We start from the raw sequence: 17,255 nt of genomic DNA on the forward strand, positions 1-17,255 counted from the left end.
GATCAGACCTTCCGTACAGGGGCGGACACGGCGAGCGCGGGGTCGCCGGTGCGGGACAGGGCGGTGCGCAGGCGGTCGCGCAGCAGGCGCTTGAGGACCTTGCCCGTGACACCGACGGGGAGTTCGGAGCGCTCGGCGGCCAACAGCAGCCCGCCGAGCGGTGCCAGGCCCTCGCGGGCCAGGGCCGCGTTGCACGTCCTGAGCAGCCGGGTCGCGTCGCGCTGGGTGCCGTCGGTGAACAGGGCGACCGCCAGGGGACGGGAGTGACCCGGGGAGTCGGGATCGTCGACCGCGACGACCGCCGTGTCCAGCGCCTGCGTGGCGAGCAGGACGACCTCCTCCACCGGGAGACTGTGGACCGGTCCCTCGACGCTGTGGATCACGTCGGGGGTCCGGTCGAGGTGGTACCAGGTGCCGTCGTTGTCGCGGCGCATGATGTCACCGGTGAGGAAGTACCCGTTGACCGTCGATTCCGCGGTGAGGTCCGGCTCGTCCAGGTAGCCGGCGGTGATGCTGGGGGTCTGCACACCGAGCCGGCCGGCCTGCCCGTCGGGCAGTTCACGGCCCTGCTCGTCGAGCACCGCCGCCTTGCGCACCACTTTGGCGGGCTGTCCGATGTGGCGTGCGTACCGGGTCGTCTCGGGTGTGTAGGCCTGTTTGAACAGCACCATGCCCATCTCCGACGACCCGAGTCCGTCGAGGTAGCGCGAGCCGTTCAGCACCTTGCCCTTCTCGGTGCGCCGGCCCAGGGCGATCAGCGGGCGTATGTGCCGTTCGTGGGAGGCGTCGCCCATGCCGTGCCAGGTGTGGATGTGCCGGGCGGCCTCGGGGCTGATCTCCTCGGCGGGCACCTCGGCCAGGGTGAGCGGGAAGGCCAGCACGGTGGTGGGGTGGAACAGGTTGACCGCCCGCGCCACGGCCTGGCCACTCGCGTCGTCCAGGACCAGCGTCGGGATGCCGAGCAGGATCGCCAGGCTGAGATAGCTGATGCCCGCCGAGTGGCTGTGCGGCAGTGCCGTCAGCAGCCGGTCCGAGCGCAGCGAGGGAAAGGACCACAGCCGTTCCCGCTTGCCCGCGAAGAACGAACCGTGGTGGAACACGGGGGCCTTGGGCCGGCCGGTCGTCCCCGACGAGTGCGAGATCATGATCAGGTCCTCGTCGGCGTGCCGGTGCGGGAAGCCGGGCATCGGCCGGGGCGGCAGGGGAGCGGTGACGGCGAACGAGGCGATGTCCGCGACCTCGGGCGTGGCCTCCCCGGGTGCGTCCGACTCCCAGGCGTCCGCGAGGCCCTTGAGCAGGTCGCCGTCGCCCACCAGCACCGTGGTCCGGGTGCGCAGGAAGTACTCGGCGGCCGTCGCCGGGGCCATCTTGGGGTTGCAGTGCACGGCGGCGGCACCGAGTGACGTGATGGCGATGTGATGGATCAGGCCGAGCAGCCCGTCGCGGGTGTGCAGGCCCACATGCGCCCCGGCCCGCACCCCGCGGCCGCGGTACCAGTGGGCGTAGCGGATCACGGCGACGCGCACGTCGTTCAGGGACATCGCCCGAGGCTCGTCCGTTGCCCAGGTGGGGGAGGACACGTCGGGGTGGAACAGCAGCGGACGGTCCCGGTCACGGGCGATGCGCCACGCGTGCCAGAAGAAGTTCCCCGCCCCCAAATCCCGGTCGGCGTGGAGGCGCAGGCGTTGCGCGACGGACCTGTGTGTGCCGAACAGGAACATAGGAATACCTCACACTCCGCAGTGATGCGCCGATTTCTTCGGTCACCGGTGAGACATCGCGGCCCGTGACACCCCAGCGGTTCGGGAAAGGTTCGTGGCGGAGTCTCCAACCGGCTGCTAAAGGGCCGAGCGAGAGCCGTCCCGGTGGCCGATCTTGCTCCGTTCTTCAGAGCGGGTTGCAACGATCGAGCCAGTTCGATCCAGAGAAGGCTGGAGGCCGCGTCGGATGAACGACCCGCTGACAACCCCGGTCGCCGTGGTCGGAGGCGGTCCGGTCGGATTGATGCTCGCGCTGTTGCTGGACCGGCAGGGAGTCCCCTGCGTGGTCCTCAACTCCCACCAGGGCGTGCCCGATCAGCCGCGTGGCAGCACCCACAACGCGCGGACCATGGAGCACTACCGCACCCTGGGACTGGCCGAGCGGATCCGCGGGCTCGGTCTTCCCGCCGGTCACTCGGCCGGTATCTCCTTCTTCACCCGCTACAACGCGTACGAACTGGCCCTGCTGCCGTGGCCGGGCAGCGGCGAGGTGCTGCGCCGACGGGCCGCGGCCGACCGCACGGACCCGTCCCCCGAACCGATGCACCGGGCGAACCAGATGTACGTCGAGCGGCTGCTGCTCGACCACGCCCGCACCCGGCCGCGCATCACCCTGTGCTACGGCTGGACGGTCACCGTCCTGCGCGAGAGCGCGGAACACGTCGACGTCGTGGCCGAACGCGACGGCGCACGGCGCACGTTCCGGGCGGCGTTCGTCGCGGGCTGCGACGGCGGGCACAGCCTGGTCCGACGCCACCTCGGCATCCGATATCAGGGAGAGGGCACCCTCGACCAGGACATACTCGGGCGCCGTTCCACCGCCGCCCACCTGCGGGTGCCCACGCTCTACCGGGACTTCCTGCGCGGCAGCGGCGCGTGGAGCAACTGGGTCGTCAACGCGGACCTCGCGCTGAACCTGATCGCGCTCAACGGCGTGGACGAGTTCTTCCTGCTCACCAGCTCCGTCGACCCGGGCACGGCGACCGACGCCGAGTTGGTGCGGCTGGTGCGGCGGGCGACGGGGGAACCCCTGCCGGTCGAGGTGCTCAGCCGCCGGCCCTGGACCGCGGGCGCGGCGCTGGTCGCCGAGTCGTTCGGCACGGGCCGCATCCGGCTCGCCGGTGACGCCGCGCACCTGTTCACGCCCAACGGCGGCTTCGGCATGAACACCGGTGTCGACGACGCCGCCAACCTCGCCTGGAAACTCGCGGCGGCCGTGCAGGGCTGGGCGGGCCCGGATCTTTTGGACACCTACGGCATCGAGCGCCGGCCGATGGCCCTGCGCAACACCTCGGCGGCCCGGACTCTCGGTCAGGGACTCGGCGCCGTCGACCGGCCCGCCTGGCTGGAAGCGGACTCGGCCGCCGGCGAGGCCGCCCGGGCCAAGACCGGAGCGGAACTCGCCGAGTACGGGATGCGCACCCTGGACACCCTCGGGGTACAGCTGGGCGCGCGCTACGACGGCTCCCCGCTCGTCGCCGGGGACGGGTCCGGGCCGGTGCCCGACTCCTTCGCCGCGTACTCGCCCTCCGCCGTACCGGGCGGCCGTGCACCCCACCTGTGGCTCGACGACCGTCGCGCGGACGGCAGTTCGCTGTTCGACCGGTTCGGCCCCGGGTTCACGTTGCTACGGCTCGGCCCGCGTCCGCCGCGGACCGGACGGATCGAGGCCGCGGCCCGTGCCCGTGGCGTGCCGCTGCGGACCCTGACGCTCGACGATCCGCTCGCGCGGGAGCTGTACGAGCGCGATCTGGTGCTGATCCGCCCCGACCAGCACGTCGCCTGGCGCGCCGACCGGGAGCCCGGTGACCCCGGGGCGCTCTTGGCGCTGGTCACCGGGGGGCCGCACGAGACGGCGTCGAGACCGTCACCGGCCAGTGCCCGCGGGCGGTGGTAGCCGAGCGCAATCCAGGTCCCCGAGCCGGGGCCGGCAAAGCCTGAGTGACGGTAATATCCGCGCGGATCGGGACGTTTGACCGGGTTTACCAGAGAGATGACCACTCGCTGGCCCGCCTGGGCGACGATGGGGGAGTCACATGGAATTTCGCGTTCTCGGCCCTCTGGGAGTGTGCGACGACGAAGGCCGCCACAGAACTCCGACCGCGCCGAAACAACGACAGCTGCTGTCGCTCCTGGCGCTCAACGCGAACCACGTCGTGTCCGTGGCGCAGATAGTCGAGGAGATATGGGAGTACCGGCCGCCGTCGAGCGCGGTCGCGGCGGTGCACACGTACGTCATGCAGTTGCGCCGTTCCCTGCACGGAGCCCGGCGTGGCCCGGGCCGCGGCCCCGGCCGGCTGGAGACCCGCGACCAGGGATACGTGCTGAAGCTGAACGCCGGGGAACTGGATCTGGACCGTTACGAGCAGCAGGTGCGGGCCGCGCGCGCCACGCTGGACGCGGGCGAGTACGCCGAGGCCGCCGAGCAATTGCGCGCCGCCGAGATGATGTGGACCGGGCCGATGCTCGTCGACGTGCCCACCGGTCCGCTGCTCAGGGCCGCCATCGAGGTGGTCGAGCGCGACCGGCTGGACGCCGTGCCCAAGCGTCTGGGCGCCGAGCTGCGCCTCGGGCGGCACCATGAGATCCTCGGTGAACTCACCGCACTGGTGCACCAGTACGGGACGCACGAGGACCTCGTCGCACATCTCATGCTCGCCCTGTACCGGTCGGGCCGGCAGGTCGATGCGCTGACGGCCTACCACCGGCTGCGGGCCCGGCTGCGGGAGGAACTCGGCACCAAGCCGTCGGCGCGGCTGCAACGCCTGCACACCCACATCCTCTCCGGGCACCCTCTGCTGGAGCCTCCGTCGAGCACGCGCTCCCGGCAGTCGCTCAACCTGCTGGCCGAGCGCCGAGCGCACGGTGTCCGCGCCGCGTGACCCGGTCCGCGACGCCGGGCTGGTCAGGGCCTGACGTCCGGGTGGCCGGCGCCAGGCCGGCCGAGGCGTGCGGGCGTCGGCCGGGCAGCCAGACCAGGGCGCCCACCAGCGCCGGCCCCATCAGCAGAGCCGCCGCCCCGAACGCCTGCCCCGCCCCGGCGGCCACCCCGGTGCCACGGCCGCACACCGCCACCGCGAGCACCGTGCCCAGCGCGGTCCCGAACTGCCCCGCGCACTGCACCAGGCCCGCCGCCAGCCCGGCTCCTGTGCCCCGGAACCGGGCCAGCGCCACGACCTCGCACGACATCCAGATCAACGGCAGTCCCGCGCCGGCCAGGATCAGCCCCGGCAGCATGCCCGAGACGTAGCCCGGGGCATGCGAGCGGGCGGCCAGCGTCCACAGGCCGACTCCCAGGAGCAGACAGCCGACCGCGCACGGCAGGCGGGCACCGTACCGGGCGAGCAGCGCGCTGCAGGCCCGGCCCACGACCAGGATGCCACCGGCCATCGGCAGCAGGGCGACTCCGGCGGCCAGCGCACCGAACCCGTAGGTGTCGCGCAGCCGCATGCCACCGAGGAAGGCCAGGGGCGCGGCGGCCGTCGACACGAGCAGGATGCCGGCCGCGCCGCACACCAGGTTCCGGTCGCGGAGCAGGGACGCGGGCAGCAGCGGGTGGGGACATCTGCGTTGCCGGTGCGCGAAGACGGCTGCCAGCGCCGCCGCACCTACCGCGGCGTATGCCGTGTACCGGTCCGTGCCGTGAGCGGCCAGCCGCACCAGGGCGTACACGGCCACGAGCAGAGCACCGGTCAGCGCCGCGGCCCCGGCCAGGTCGAGGCGGACACCGCGGGTGCGGGGCGGGTCGGGCAGCGGGGTACGACGGGACACCGCCAGCGCGACGGCGATCACGGGGACGTTCAGCCAGAACGCCCAGCGCCAGTCGAGGCCGCTGACCACGAGACCGCCGCACAGCACACCGGCCACCGAGCCGACGCCGCCGGCGCCCGCCCACAGCGCCAGGGCCCGGGCGCGCTGCTGCGGTGCGGCCGCCGTCACCAGCAGCGCCATCGCGGCGGGCACGAGCACGGCGGCCGCCAACGCCTGCCCGGCGCGGGCGGTGACGAGGAGCGGGCCGCTGGGTGCCGCGCCGCACATGGCCGATGCCACGGCGAAGGCGCCCATGCCGTGCAGGAACAGACGCCGTGCCCCGGCCAGGTCCGCCAGCCGGCCGCCCAGCAGCTGGAGCCCACCCACCAGTAGTACGTACACGTTGGTCACCCATTGCACGGCGTCGAGCGACATCGACAGGTCGCGCCGGATGTCACTGAGGGCGAGCGTCACTATGCCCGTGTCGGCGTTGGCGAGCAGGGGTGCGAGGACGGCCAGGGCGAGCAGTCGGCGGTCCAGCGGGGGCGCTGTGTCGCTTCGCGGGCGGGCAGGGGCGGACAAGGCCATGACGGCTCCCGGGAGTTGGCACCGATGCCGCCGCGCGGGCCCCGGTGTGGGGCGGACGAGGAAGAGCAGCCCGCGGCCTGCCGTTCGGATCGGTGCGGAGCAAGGGTGCGGGTCCTGGCGCGGGCCGGCGCGGGGCACGGGAAAAGGCCCACGCGGTGCGGTGGTGGCCGACGGCGACACGGCAGGCGTGCATGCCGTGGCACGCGAGCCCGGCGATCCGAACGAGTGGCCCCGGGGCCGCGCGACGGCACGGCGGAGGCAGGACGGGAAGAGCGGGAGGCGAGCCGGGCCCGCGGCAGGGGGCGCCCGCGACGGCGGGACGCTGCGGAGATCCGCGGGAAGACAGTGGTGCCGTTCGGCACGCTGGTCCGGGAAGAAACGGAACTCCGGCCAGTCGCCCAAGGGGGCGACAGTCGCGGAAAGTGCTGTCGGCGTCGCCGGCAGCGTGTGCGGGCCAGGTCACCGCACGCCGCCGGCGGGCCGTTCTACGTCATACGTCCGGCCGCCGTGCGGCGGCCGGACACGCGCGGAGGGGCCGGGGCTCGCCGGCCCTCCCGCACGGTGGTGCTCAGAGCTCCTTGAGGAGCCCGCCGTCCACGACGAACTCGGCGCCCGTGGTGCTGCCGGAGCGCGGCGACGCCAGCAGCACGACGGCGTCGGCCACCTCCTGCGGCTCGACGAAGCGGCCCGTGGCCAGGTTCAGCATCTCCGGGACGACGCTGTTGATGACGTTGTCCTTGTCGGTGCCGGCCTGGGAGGCGATCATGTCGGCGACGCCGCCCTCGTCCGTCCACCACGGCGTGCGCACCACACCGGGCGACACCGTGTTCACACGGATGCCCTGGGGCGCGAACTCGCCCGAGAGCACCTTCGTGACGTTGCTCAGGGCGGCCTTCGCGGCGCCGTAGTCGACGTTGATCGGCGAGGGCTGCCGGGCGTTGCCGGAGGAGATGTTCACGATCGCGCCGCCGCCGCGCTCCAGCAGGTGCGGGATGGCGGCACGGACGGCGCGCACGGCCGAGAACAGGTTGAACTCGAACATGGCACGCCATTCCTCGTCGGAGGCGTGCAGGAACGAGCCGCGCGGAAGGGTCACACCGGGCGGCGGGCCGCCGGCGTTGTTCACCAGGATGTCGAGCCCGCCGAACTGCTCCACGGCGCGGGCGACGACCTGCGCCGGCGCGTCCTCGTCCATGAAGTCCGCCGGGACGTGCACGAGGTTCGGGCCGGCCAGCGCATCCAGCTCCGGGGTGCTCTTGCGGGACGTGGCCACGACCTTGGCGCCCTCTTCGAGGAGCGTGCTGACGACGGCCAGGCCGATGCCCTTGGAGGCGCCGGTCACGACGGCGACCCGGCCGGAAAGCTGCAGATCCATAAGGTTCCTTCTCGATGGTCGGCCCCGCCCTGAGGAGGGGGAGGAGCGCGGTGCGATGTGCTCTCGTCAACGGAAACACCGCCGTGCGCCAAGGTGTTGCAGCGCGGTGTTCATCGGGCCCGCGGGGTCAGCGGTGCCAGCGCATGACCTCCTCAGGGAGGTCCTCCAGCTCCGCGATCTCGGACGGCTTGCGGTCCATGTAGCGGGGGTCGCAGCCCTGGTGCCCCAGCAGCCGGGCGACCGGAGCCAGCACGGTGAACAGGGCGCGCTGCAGCGCCCACGGGGGCGAGGTGAACCGCACAACGTCACCGAACTCCAGCGTGGTCACCGCCTGCTGCAGCAACCGGGGCATGCCCTCGGGCGTGGTCTTGCCGTCCTGCGCGAGCCCGAACAACTGGCGCAGCACCAACTGCTCGAAACGGTCGCTGTTCTTGCGCACCTCGCATATGTGGAAAGCCTGTTCGCCGCTGCAGTTCCACCAGCGGTGCTTGATGCCGGGCTGGATGAGCACGCTCTGCCCGGGCTCGTCCAGGGTCACCTGGCGCCCGCCGATCAGGAACGCGACCTTGCCCCGCACCAGCGTGAAACGTTCCTCGCTCACCGGGTGCAGATGCTCGCCCGACACCGCGCCGCCGGGCTCGGAGTACACGTCCATCACGGTGCGCGCCCCGCCCGTGTGCGAGGACGGCGTTCTGATCACGACCCGCTCCCTGCACCGCGGGTTCTCGTACACCTCACCGACGCTGACCGTCACCGGCCCGCCTCCTTCCACCATGCGAATTCAGCCTGAACTCCGATGGTGGCGATCGGTACGCAGTCCGACACTCCCCATCTTGCGGTCGTATCCCGGAATCCGCCGTTCAAGGATTCGACCGCAAGATCCGGAGTGTTTTCCGAGATGGCTGATTCGTACTGTCGCGGCGCAGGAAAGCGCGTGAAGCGGTGCGTCGAAAATGGCGAGAACGGGAGACGTAAAGTGCGCGACAACAGTGGGATAGGCCGTAGGCGGTTCTTCACGACCGCCGCGGCGCTGGGCGGCACAGCGGCCGTGGGCGGAGCCTTCGCCGGTCAGGCGGCAGCGGCGGGGCAGGACACCGCGACCGTCACGTTCGCCCCGGTGACGGTGACCCCTGCGGACGCCCAGTACGGCGAGCTTGTGCACGGCATGAACAACCGTTACGTCGGTAACCCCGAGGCCGTCCGGATCGTGGACGACGTCTCCCAGGTGGCGGGCGTGGTGCAGGCGGCCGTCACCGCCGGCAAGCGACTGACCGTGCGCTCCGGCGGCCACTGCCTGGAGGACTTCGTCTTCAACCCCGAGGTCCAGGTGGTGCTCGATCTGTCGCAGCTCAACAAGGTGTACTACGACGCCGGGCGGCGCGCGTTCGCCGTCGAGACGGGCGCCCAGCTCCTGGATGTCTACACCCTGCTGTACCAGGTGTACGGCGTCACCGCGCCCGGCGGCATCTGCTACTCGGTCGCGGCCGGCGGCCATGTCAGCGGCGGCGGCTGGGGCCTGCTCTGCCGCCAGCTCGGCCTGATCATCGACTATCTGTGCGCCGTCGAGGTGGTCGTCGTCGGAGCCGACGGCAGGGTGCGCACCGTCGTGGCGACCAACGATCCGGCCGACCCCAACCGCGAACTGTGGTGGGCCCACGCGGGCGGTGGCGGTGGCAACTTCGGCGTCGTCACGCGCTACTGGTTCCGCACGCCCGGCGCCACCGGCACCGACCCGAAGAAGCTCCTGCCCAAGCCGCCCCGTGAGGTGTACCTCGTGGCACAGGCGTGGCCCTGGGAGAGCATGACGGAGGCGAAGTTCTCCCGGCTGACGCAGAACTACGCGCGCTGGTTCACCGCGCACAGCGCCCCGGGCGCCCCCGAACTGGCCCTGGCCAGCTTCCTCGTGCTCACCCACAAGTCCGCCGGCCAGATCGCCATGGTCACCCAGGTCGACGCGACCGTTCCCAACGCCCGTCGGCTGCTTGACGGTTACCTCGCCGCGATCGGCGACGGCGTCGACGTGCCGACGGGTGCCGTCACCCGCCAGTTCGCCGAGTTCGGCCCGATGGCCGCTTACGCCGAGCCCCGCAAGCTGCCGTGGCTGGAGGCCACCCGGTACCTCGGCACCACCAACACCAACCTCACCGACCCGACCTTCCGGCAGGAGTACAAGTCCGCGTACATGCGCGCGGCCTTCCCCGATCGCCAGCTCGCGGCGCTGTACAAGCACCTGACGCGTACGGACGTCACCCTGCCCGGCGCCTCCATCACCCTCAGTTCCTACGGCGGCGAGGTCAACCGGGTCGCGCCGTCGGCCACCGGCTATCCGCACCGCGAGTCGTTCTTCAAGATGATGTGGATGTCCCTGTGGAACGACCCGGCCGAGGACCCCGCCTACATCTCCTGGAACCGGCAGTGCTACGCGGAGGTCTACGCCGACAGCGGCGGTGTGCCCGTGCCCAACGACGTCACCGACGGCTGCTACGTCAACTACCCGGACAACGACCTGAACGACCCGCAGTACAACACGTCGTCGACGCCCTGGTACTCGCTCTACTACAAGGGCAACTACCCGCGGCTGCAGCAGGTGAAGAAGACGTACGACCCGACGAACTTCTTCCGCCACGCCCAGTCCGTCCGCCTGCCGTGACCCATGCGTGAAGGCCGCCCCGGGAGTACCGGGGCGGCCTTCACGCGTGCGCGGTGCGGACCTCAGCGCTTGACGGCGAACGTCAGGCCGTCCGCGTAGGGGATCACGCTCAGCTCCACCCGCTCGTCGTGGTGCAGCCGCGGGTTGAAGTCGCGCAGCGCCCGGGTCTCGGTGTCCTGGGCGGACTCGTCGAGCAGGGCGCCGTGCCACAGCACGTTGTCGACGACGACGAGGCCGCCCGGACGCAGCAGCTCGAGCGCGTACTCGTAGTACGCCGTGTAGTTCTCCTTGTCCGCGTCGATGAACACGAAGTCGAACGTGCCGGCGGCGTCCTCCTCCTTCGACAGCCGCTCGAGGGACGCCCGGGCGTCGCCGATGCGCAGGTCGACCTTGTCGGCGACGCCGGCCCGCTTGCAGTAGTCGAGCGCCATGGCGCCCCACTCCTCGTTGATGTCCAGCCCCACCACCCGGCCGTCGGCGGGCAGCGCGAGCGCCGTCGACAGCAGGCTGTAGCCGGTGAACACGCCGACCTCGAGAGCCCGCCGTGCCCCGGTCGCCCTCAGCAGGGTCCGCATGAACTGGCCCTGCTCCGGCGAGATCTGCATCAGGTGCAGAGGAAGCTGCGAGGTCTCCTCGCGCAGCTTCCGCAACAGGTCGGGCTCGCGCAGCGAGACATCGGCGACGTAGTCCTGGAGTGCTTCGGTCAACTCGACCTGGAGTCTCATGATTGGCCACCTCGTGTCGGTTACTCGAATCCGAGAAGGAATTACAGGCGCCCAAACGCACCGGTGTCAATCATTTCCGGCCTCCTGGATGTTGCGCAGAAATGCCCGCCGTTCCCCTCGACCGATCCTTCAGCGGCCACCGGCACAATGCCCCTGAGAGAGCGCCGAATTCGAGGGCTCATTTCCTTTTCGAGGAGTGCCGATGGGCGACAGGCAACGCCGCTTTCGTGACTGCCTCGGCCGGTTCGCCACGGGTGTCACCGTGGTCACCGTCGAACACAGCGGCGGCGTGCACGGCGCCACGGTGGGCTCGTTCACCTCCGTCTCCCTCGACCCCCCGCTGGTGATGGTGTCCCTGGACCGGCGCAGCCGGATGTGCGACCTGCTCACGGGCGCGTCGTCGTTCGGCGTGAACATCCTCGCCGGACACCAGAAGGACCTGGCCCTGCACTTCGCGGGCCGGCCACTGCCCGCGGACACTCCCGTGTCCTGGGACCCCGATGCGGCGGCGCCGCGCCTGGCCGGTTGCGCCGCCCACCTCGACTGCGTGCCATGGGCCGCGCACGACGGCGGCGACCACGTGCTGCACATCGGACAGGTGCGGGGCTTCACGACCTGGGACGCGGAGCCGCTGGTCTTCCACGGCGGGGCCTTCCGCCACCTGGACACCGCACCCGGCCACCACGCGTGGGCGGGCACCCTCGACGGACCGGCGGACGGCGCGTGGTCGTCGGGAACCGCGGCGCTCCACATCCCGCTGGGTCACTGACCGCCACGACCGGACAAGGACACACCATGACGCTGCAGCAGGGCGAGGCCTCCGCCTCCGCACCGGCTCCCCGTACCACCCGCCCCCTGACCGGCGACGAGTATCTGGAGAGCCTGCGCGACGACCGCGAGGTCTACATCTACGGCGAACGTGTCGACGACGTCACCAAGCACCCGGCGTTCGCCAACCCCGCCCGGATGACGGCCCGTCTGTACGACGCCCTGCACGATCCGGGCCGCCGCGACGTGCTGACCACGCGCACCGACACCGGGAGCGACGGGTACACACACAAGTTCTTCCGCACCCCGCGCAGCGTCCAGGACGTCGTCGAGGACCGTGAGGCGATCGCCGAGTGGGCCCGCCTCACCTATGGCTGGATGGGCCGCAGCCCGGACTACAAGGCGGCCTTCCTCGGCACGCTCGGCGCCAACTCCGACTACTACGCGCCGTTCCAGGACAACGCGCGGCGCTGGTACCGCGAGTCCCAGGAGAAGGTGCTGTTCTGGAACCACGCGATCATCCACCCGCCGGTCGACCGGCACCGCCCGTCCGAAGAGGTCAAGGACGTCTTCGTGCACGTGGAGAAGGAGACCGACGCCGGCCTCGTCGTCAGCGGAGCCAAGGTCGTGGCCACCGGCTCGGCCATCACGCACTACAACTTCATCTCGCATTACGGACTGCCGCTCAAGCAGAAGGAGTTCGCGCTCGTCGCGACCATCCCGATGGGCGCGCCCGGCCTGAAGCTGATCTGCCGTCCGTCCTACGCGGCGACGGCTGCCGTCATGGGCAGCCCCTTCGACTACCCGCTCTCCTCGCGCCTGGACGAGAACGACACCATCTTCGTCCTCGACAAGGTCCTCATCCCCTGGGAGAACGTCTTCCTCTACGGCGACGTCGACCAGGTCAACGGATTCGCCCCGAAATCGGGCTTCATCCCGCGCCTGACCTTCCACGGCTGCATCCGCCTCGCGGTGAAGATCGACTTCATCGCCGGGTTGCTGGCCAAGGCCGTCGAGATGACCGGCACCAAGGACTTCCGCGGCATCCAGGCCCGGGTCGGCGAGGTGCTCGCCTGGCGCAACATGTTCTGGGCTCTGAGCGACGCCGCCGCCCGCAATCCCGAGGAGTGGATGGACGGGGCCCTGCTGCCGCGCCTGGAGTACGGCATGGCCTACCGCTGGTTCATGACCATCGGCTACCCGCGCATCAAGGAGATCATCGAGCAGGACGTCGCCAGCGGCCTCATCTACGTCAACTCCAGCGCCGAGGACTTCAAGAACCCCGACGTGCGCCCGTACCTGGACAAGTACGTGCGCGGCTCCAACGGCTACGACGCCGTCAGCCGCGTCAAGCTGATGAAGCTGCTGTGGGACGCGGTCGGCACCGAGTTCGGCGGCCGGCACGAGCTGTACGAACGCAACTACTCCGGCAACCACGAGTCGGTGCGCAGCGACATCTTCATGACCCAGATGGAGACCGGCCAACTCGACGCGTACAAGGGATTCGCCGAGCAGTGCCTCCAGGAGTACGACCTCGACGGGTGGACGGTTCCCGACCTGGACTCGTTCCAGGGGCTGCGCGCCGCCAGGAAGAACTTCTGGCACTGACATGACGTCCGTTCCCCCCGCGGTGCGGCGGCGACCGGGCCCGGCCCTCGCCGCACTCTTCCTGGCGACCTTCGTCATGGGCAGCGCCGAGCTCGTCGTCGTAGGCCTGCTGAAGCTGGTCGCCGGGGACCTCGCCGTGTCCGTGGACACGGCGGGCACCCTGGTCACCGCGTACGCGCTGGGCATCTGCGTCGGCGGTCCGCTGCTGACGGCGCTCACCATCCGGATCCGGCGCCGCGCCCTGGTGTCAACGTCCCTGGCCGGCTACGTCGCCGGGAACCTGCTGGCCGCCCTGGCCCCGGGCTTCGGCACGCTGCTCGCGGCCCGGGCTGTGACCGGGGCACTGCAGGGCCTGTTCCTCGGGACGGCGTTCACGCTGGCGGCCGCCCTGGTGCCGCCCGAGCGGACCGGGCGAGCGATCTCCGTGGTCTTCGGCGGCATCGCCGTCTCCACCGCTCTCGGCGTTCCGCTCGGCACCCTGGCAGCCCAGCACCTGGGCTGGCGCGCGGCGTTCACGGCCATCGTGGTCCTCGGCGCGCTGGCGCTGCTGGCGACGGCGGTGTGCGTCCCGCCGGTCGACGGCTCGGGCACGGGCGGCCTGTGGGCGCAGTCCCGGCATGCGCTGGCGCCCCGGGTCCTGGCCGTGCTCGGCGTCGGATTCCTGCTGATGGGAGGCCAGTTCGCGGCCTTCACCTACATCACGCCGTTCCTGGAGGACGTCACCGGGGTGTCCGGCACCTGGCTGACCGTCTTCCTGTTCGCCTACGGGGCCGCGACGGCCGTCGGCACGTTCGTGGGCGGCTGGGCCGCGGACCGGGACGCGGCGCGCACGCTCGTCGCGGCGAACCTCGCTCTGGTCGCGGCGCTGGCGGTGCTGCACGTCGCCGGTGCCTCCCGGGTCCTGGTGGCTCTCGCCCTCGTGCTGTGGGGAGTGGTCGGGTTTGGCCTGGTCCCCTCACTGCAGTACCGGGTCGGGCTGCTGGCCGGCCCCGGACGCGACCTGGCGGCGACGCTGCCGGCGTCCGCGGTCAACGCAGGCATCGCGGCCGGGGCGGTAACCGGCGGCGCCGCCGTCTCGCACGGCGGTGCGGCGGACGCGGTGCTCACCGCTCTCCTGGTGTGCGTGGCGGCGCTGCCGGCGACCTGGGCGTCGGGGCGGTTGCGCCCGGCGGCCGGACGGCAGCCGGCCGTCGCCGTGGCAGAGCCTCGCTCGCAGGGCTGAGCGCGCTCCCGGGCCGGATGAGTCCGCGCGTGATCCCGGCCCGGGCGGCCCGGCCGGTGGCGGCGCGGTGGAGCAGGACCGGCCGCGTGCACGCCGGCACGCCAGTCGGGCAAACGGTGCTCCGGCCGGGCTACCTGCTCGGGACGGGGGCCGTCGGCACGGTGCATCGTATGCGCACGGCGAGCGCCGCCGGTACCGCCCGCCGTACCCGCACGGTGAGGGCCGAGCGCCTTATGCGCAGGGGCAGTTCCCGGGCGAGCTGCGGGGGCTCAGCTTCGCTCACGGCCGCGGCGACGGCGGTGGCGAAGTCGTCGTCCGCGCGGACGAGCCGGGCGTGCCGGAACATCGTGTGGAGCTGGTGCAGCAGAACCGGAACCTCGTTCCCCGTCAGCACTCCGCACACGCCCTTGTCCGTCGCCGCGACGAGCACCGGCCCCAGCGACGAACCCGCCACCGTGTACCGGATGTCCGTGCCGTCGCCGCCTGCGCGGTACGCCTTCGGTGTCATGCCGAGGATCTCCGTCGCCGCAGCGTAGAAGTGACCGCCGGAGTTGAACCCGGAGCTGTACATGGCGTCGGCGATGGTCCCGGACAGCGGCAGCGCCTCGCGTACCCGGCGGGCACGCGCCGCCGCCAGGTAGGCGTGCGGCGTAATGCCGGTGAACGACTTGAACAGGCGGTGGAAGTGGAAGCGGCTGTAGCCGACCTCGCGGGCCAGCTCGTCCAGGCTCGGCGGCAGCGGCGCCTCGTCGATGATCCGGCAGGCCCGGGCGACCGCCTCGGCCGCCGCGGCGTGCCGGCGGGAGTCGTCGGGGCAGCAGCGGCGGCACGGGCGGTATCCCTCGGCGCGGGCGTCCTCGGGGGATGGGAAGAACCGCACGTTCTCGCGTCGGGCCAGCTTCACCGTGCACGAAGGGCGGCTGTACACGCCTGTTGTGACAACCACGTAGCAGAAGTGGCCGTCCGCGCGGGCGTCCCGGTCCCGCACGGCCTGCCAGCGTGCCTCGTCACAGGTGTACAGCGTTGCGGCGGTCGTCGTCCCCGTCATGCTCCGTGCCTTCCACTCGTCCAGGAGGTCGTTTCTCAGGGCATTTCGGCGGGTGGCACCGCCGACGGAGGGGAAGGGTCCGCAGGGCGGGGGGCGGGTGAACGCGACCCGCCCCCCGTGAACGGCCCGGGCACCGGACAAGGCGACCGCCGGCCGGACGACGAAGCCCCGGCGCCGCCCGCGCGAGGGAGCCCGCCCGTGTGCTCCCACCGCAGCCCCCCGAGCGCCGGGTGAGGCATCCGCCACCGCGTTTCCCGCCAGGGCACCGAGTCGCCCGCGCGGGTCTTCGGCGGGTCGGCCACAGCCCTCGCCGCCGCGCCGCTCACCAGCTGGTACAGCGGCAAGCCCCGGGCGGATGCGTCCTGTGACGGCGCAGGACGCCGCGGTCCCGCACGGCCTTGCCGTTGGCGGTGCGGGGCAGCTCCCGCAGCAGGTGGTAGCGATCGGGCACCGGCGTGCCGCCGAGGAACCGGCGGCACCAGGAACGCAGTTCGTCGCCGTTCAGTTCCGCGCTGCTCGCGACGTGCGCCTCGATCGGGCCGACCCCGAGGACCACCGCGTCCGTGATGTGCCGGTGGGCCCGCAGCACCGACTCGATGCGCAGCAGGTCGACCGAGGCGTCCCCGACGCCCTGGACCCTTCCGCGCAGACGCAGAGCACCGGTACAGGGATCACGCGTGACCAGGTCACGGGTGGACATCCAGCCGCCCGTCCAGGGTGTGTCGTCGTACAGGTACGGAGACTCGGGGACATGCACCTCCAGCACGCCGCCGACCACACGGGTACGGGCGCCGGGCACCGGAACACCGACGGCTGCCGGGCCGAAGCGGCCGGTGAGGTCGGCGGCGATGATGCCCGTCTCGGTCGTGCCGTAGGCCTGGCCGACACGCACCCCGTGGCGGCCGCGGAACACCGCGGGGATCTCGGGCGGCAGGGCGTCACCGCTCGACACGGCCAGCCGGAGGTGCGGCAACCCCTCGGGCTCGGCCCGCGCCAGCCGGTGGAAGTGGTGCGGATTGCCCAGCACCACGTGCGCGTCGGCCGCCGCCCGCACGGTCGCGGCCGCCGTACGGGCGACCGGCATCACCACGGTCGCGCCCACCGCGAGGGAGTGCAGCACCCCACCGATCAGCCCGAAGGAGTGCGTGAGCGGCTCCAGCACGGCCACCCGCTCGCCGTGACGGGGTATGCCCTCCACGGCGGCGAGCCGGTCCAGCTCCTCCAGCAGCGACTGCGGGCTCCTGCCGACCGCCTTGGGGCGCCCGGTGGTGCCCGACGAGAACTGCACGAGGCAGTGCTCGCTCACGCTCGGAGCGGCGCCGGCGCGGCGGCGCACCAGCACCTCGCACTCGTCGACGAAGTCATGGGGCCGCCGGCGGCTCTCGCCGAGCGACACGGAGAACTGCGCCCGCTGCGGCCCGGGCGGGACATCCCGTGACCGCTGGTCGGGCGGTCTCTCCATCAGCACCACCTGGGCGCCGAGCGACCACAGCGCGAACAGCGTCCACAGGTGCGTGAAACTCGCGTTGCCGTACAGGGCGACCGTACTCCGCGCCCGGATGCCGTACTGCTCCAGCACATCGGCCAGCCAGGCCGTCTCGCGGCGCAGCCTGCCGAACGTGACCTCGCGGTCTGCGGCACGCGCCCACACCATGTCGTCGGCGTGGCGGCCGAGTAGTTCGGCACCCCACCAGGACCGTTGCGTCATCGCTTCCACCGGACCCCTCGCCGCGGCGCCGGGGCCGCGGCGAGGGCGGCCCC

General features: G+C 71.9%; 13 protein-coding genes. 6 read left to right on the forward strand and 7 right to left on the reverse strand.

Going from position 1 to position 17,255, the window contains the following annotated elements:
- Positions 1-2: 2 nt before the first annotated feature.
- Positions 3-1,721: a class I adenylate-forming enzyme family protein gene (locus ABZ396_RS16220; RefSeq protein ID WP_358924283.1), complete on the reverse strand. Its 1,719-nt coding sequence runs from the start codon at positions 1,719-1,721 to the stop codon at positions 3-5.
- A 226-nt stretch (positions 1,722-1,947) separates the two neighbouring features.
- Here ABZ396_RS16220 and ABZ396_RS16225 point away from each other — a divergent pair, with 226 nt between their 5' ends.
- Positions 1,948-3,657, forward strand: a complete 1,710-nt coding sequence (locus tag ABZ396_RS16225; protein ID WP_358924285.1) for an FAD-dependent monooxygenase — start codon at positions 1,948-1,950, stop codon at positions 3,655-3,657.
- A 139-nt stretch (positions 3,658-3,796) separates the two neighbouring features.
- Positions 3,797-4,642, forward strand: coding sequence for a BTAD domain-containing putative transcriptional regulator (locus tag ABZ396_RS16230; RefSeq protein ID WP_358924287.1), 846 nt, complete (start codon positions 3,797-3,799; stop codon positions 4,640-4,642).
- Here the strand turns inward: ABZ396_RS16230 and ABZ396_RS16235 are convergent.
- The 3 genes from ABZ396_RS16235 to ABZ396_RS16245 form a co-directional block, all read right to left on the reverse strand.
- Entirely contained in the window at positions 4,596-6,098 is a 1,503-nt protein-coding gene (locus tag ABZ396_RS16235) for an MFS transporter (protein WP_358924289.1), read from the reverse strand. The genes ABZ396_RS16230 and ABZ396_RS16235 overlap by 47 nt on opposite strands.
- A 568-nt stretch (positions 6,099-6,666) precedes the next feature.
- Complete coding sequence (locus ABZ396_RS16240) at positions 6,667-7,473, reverse strand: SDR family oxidoreductase (RefSeq protein ID WP_358924291.1); 807 nt, start codon at positions 7,471-7,473, stop codon at positions 6,667-6,669.
- A gap of 127 nt (positions 7,474-7,600) precedes the next feature.
- Positions 7,601-8,227: a cupin domain-containing protein gene (locus ABZ396_RS16245; RefSeq protein ID WP_358924293.1), complete on the reverse strand. Its 627-nt coding sequence runs from the start codon at positions 8,225-8,227 to the stop codon at positions 7,601-7,603.
- A gap of 222 nt (positions 8,228-8,449) precedes the next feature.
- On the opposite strand from ABZ396_RS16245, the gene ABZ396_RS16250 reads away from it, so the two are divergent.
- Positions 8,450-10,123 carry an FAD-binding oxidoreductase gene (locus ABZ396_RS16250; RefSeq protein WP_358924294.1) on the forward strand — a complete coding sequence of 558 codons (1,674 nt, stop codon included), beginning with the start codon at positions 8,450-8,452 and terminating at the stop codon, positions 10,121-10,123.
- A 62-nt stretch (positions 10,124-10,185) separates the two neighbouring features.
- Here the strand turns inward: ABZ396_RS16250 and ABZ396_RS16255 are convergent, their stop codons facing one another.
- On the reverse strand, positions 10,186-10,848 hold the full coding sequence (locus ABZ396_RS16255; RefSeq protein ID WP_358924296.1) for a class I SAM-dependent methyltransferase: 663 nt from the start codon (positions 10,846-10,848) through the stop codon (positions 10,186-10,188).
- Between the two features lie 202 nt (positions 10,849-11,050).
- Between ABZ396_RS16255 and ABZ396_RS16260 the strand changes: the two genes are divergently transcribed.
- From ABZ396_RS16260 to ABZ396_RS16270, 3 genes are read left to right on the forward strand one after another with little or no spacing between them, the layout of a single operon-like run.
- Positions 11,051-11,617 (forward strand): flavin reductase family protein, encoded by a 567-nt coding sequence (locus tag ABZ396_RS16260; protein ID WP_358924298.1) that lies wholly within the window; start codon positions 11,051-11,053, stop codon positions 11,615-11,617.
- A gap of 26 nt (positions 11,618-11,643) precedes the next feature.
- Positions 11,644-13,224: a 4-hydroxyphenylacetate 3-hydroxylase N-terminal domain-containing protein gene (locus tag ABZ396_RS16265; protein WP_358924299.1), complete on the forward strand. Its 1,581-nt coding sequence runs from the start codon at positions 11,644-11,646 to the stop codon at positions 13,222-13,224.
- A 1-nt stretch (position 13,225) separates the two neighbouring features.
- A complete protein-coding gene (locus ABZ396_RS16270; protein ID WP_358924301.1) occupies positions 13,226-14,446 on the forward strand; it encodes an MFS transporter in 1,221 nt (406 codons plus the stop codon).
- Positions 14,447-14,576: 130 nt separating this feature from the next.
- Here the strand turns inward: ABZ396_RS16270 and ABZ396_RS16275 are convergent, their stop codons facing one another.
- The gene (locus ABZ396_RS16275) at positions 14,577-15,494 is read right to left on the reverse strand and encodes an Ada metal-binding domain-containing protein (RefSeq protein ID WP_358924303.1); all 918 of its coding nucleotides are present in this window, start codon (positions 15,492-15,494) and stop codon (positions 14,577-14,579) included.
- A 322-nt stretch (positions 15,495-15,816) separates the two neighbouring features.
- A complete protein-coding gene (locus ABZ396_RS16280) occupies positions 15,817-17,202 on the reverse strand; it encodes a long-chain fatty acid--CoA ligase (RefSeq protein ID WP_358924305.1) in 1,386 nt (461 codons plus the stop codon).
- Positions 17,203-17,255: the final 53 nt, after the last annotated feature.

Origin of the sequence: Streptomyces sp. NPDC005866, assembly GCF_040629895.1 — a bacterium.
In the GTDB taxonomy this organism is placed as follows: Bacteria; Actinomycetota; Actinomycetes; order Streptomycetales; family Streptomycetaceae; genus Streptomyces.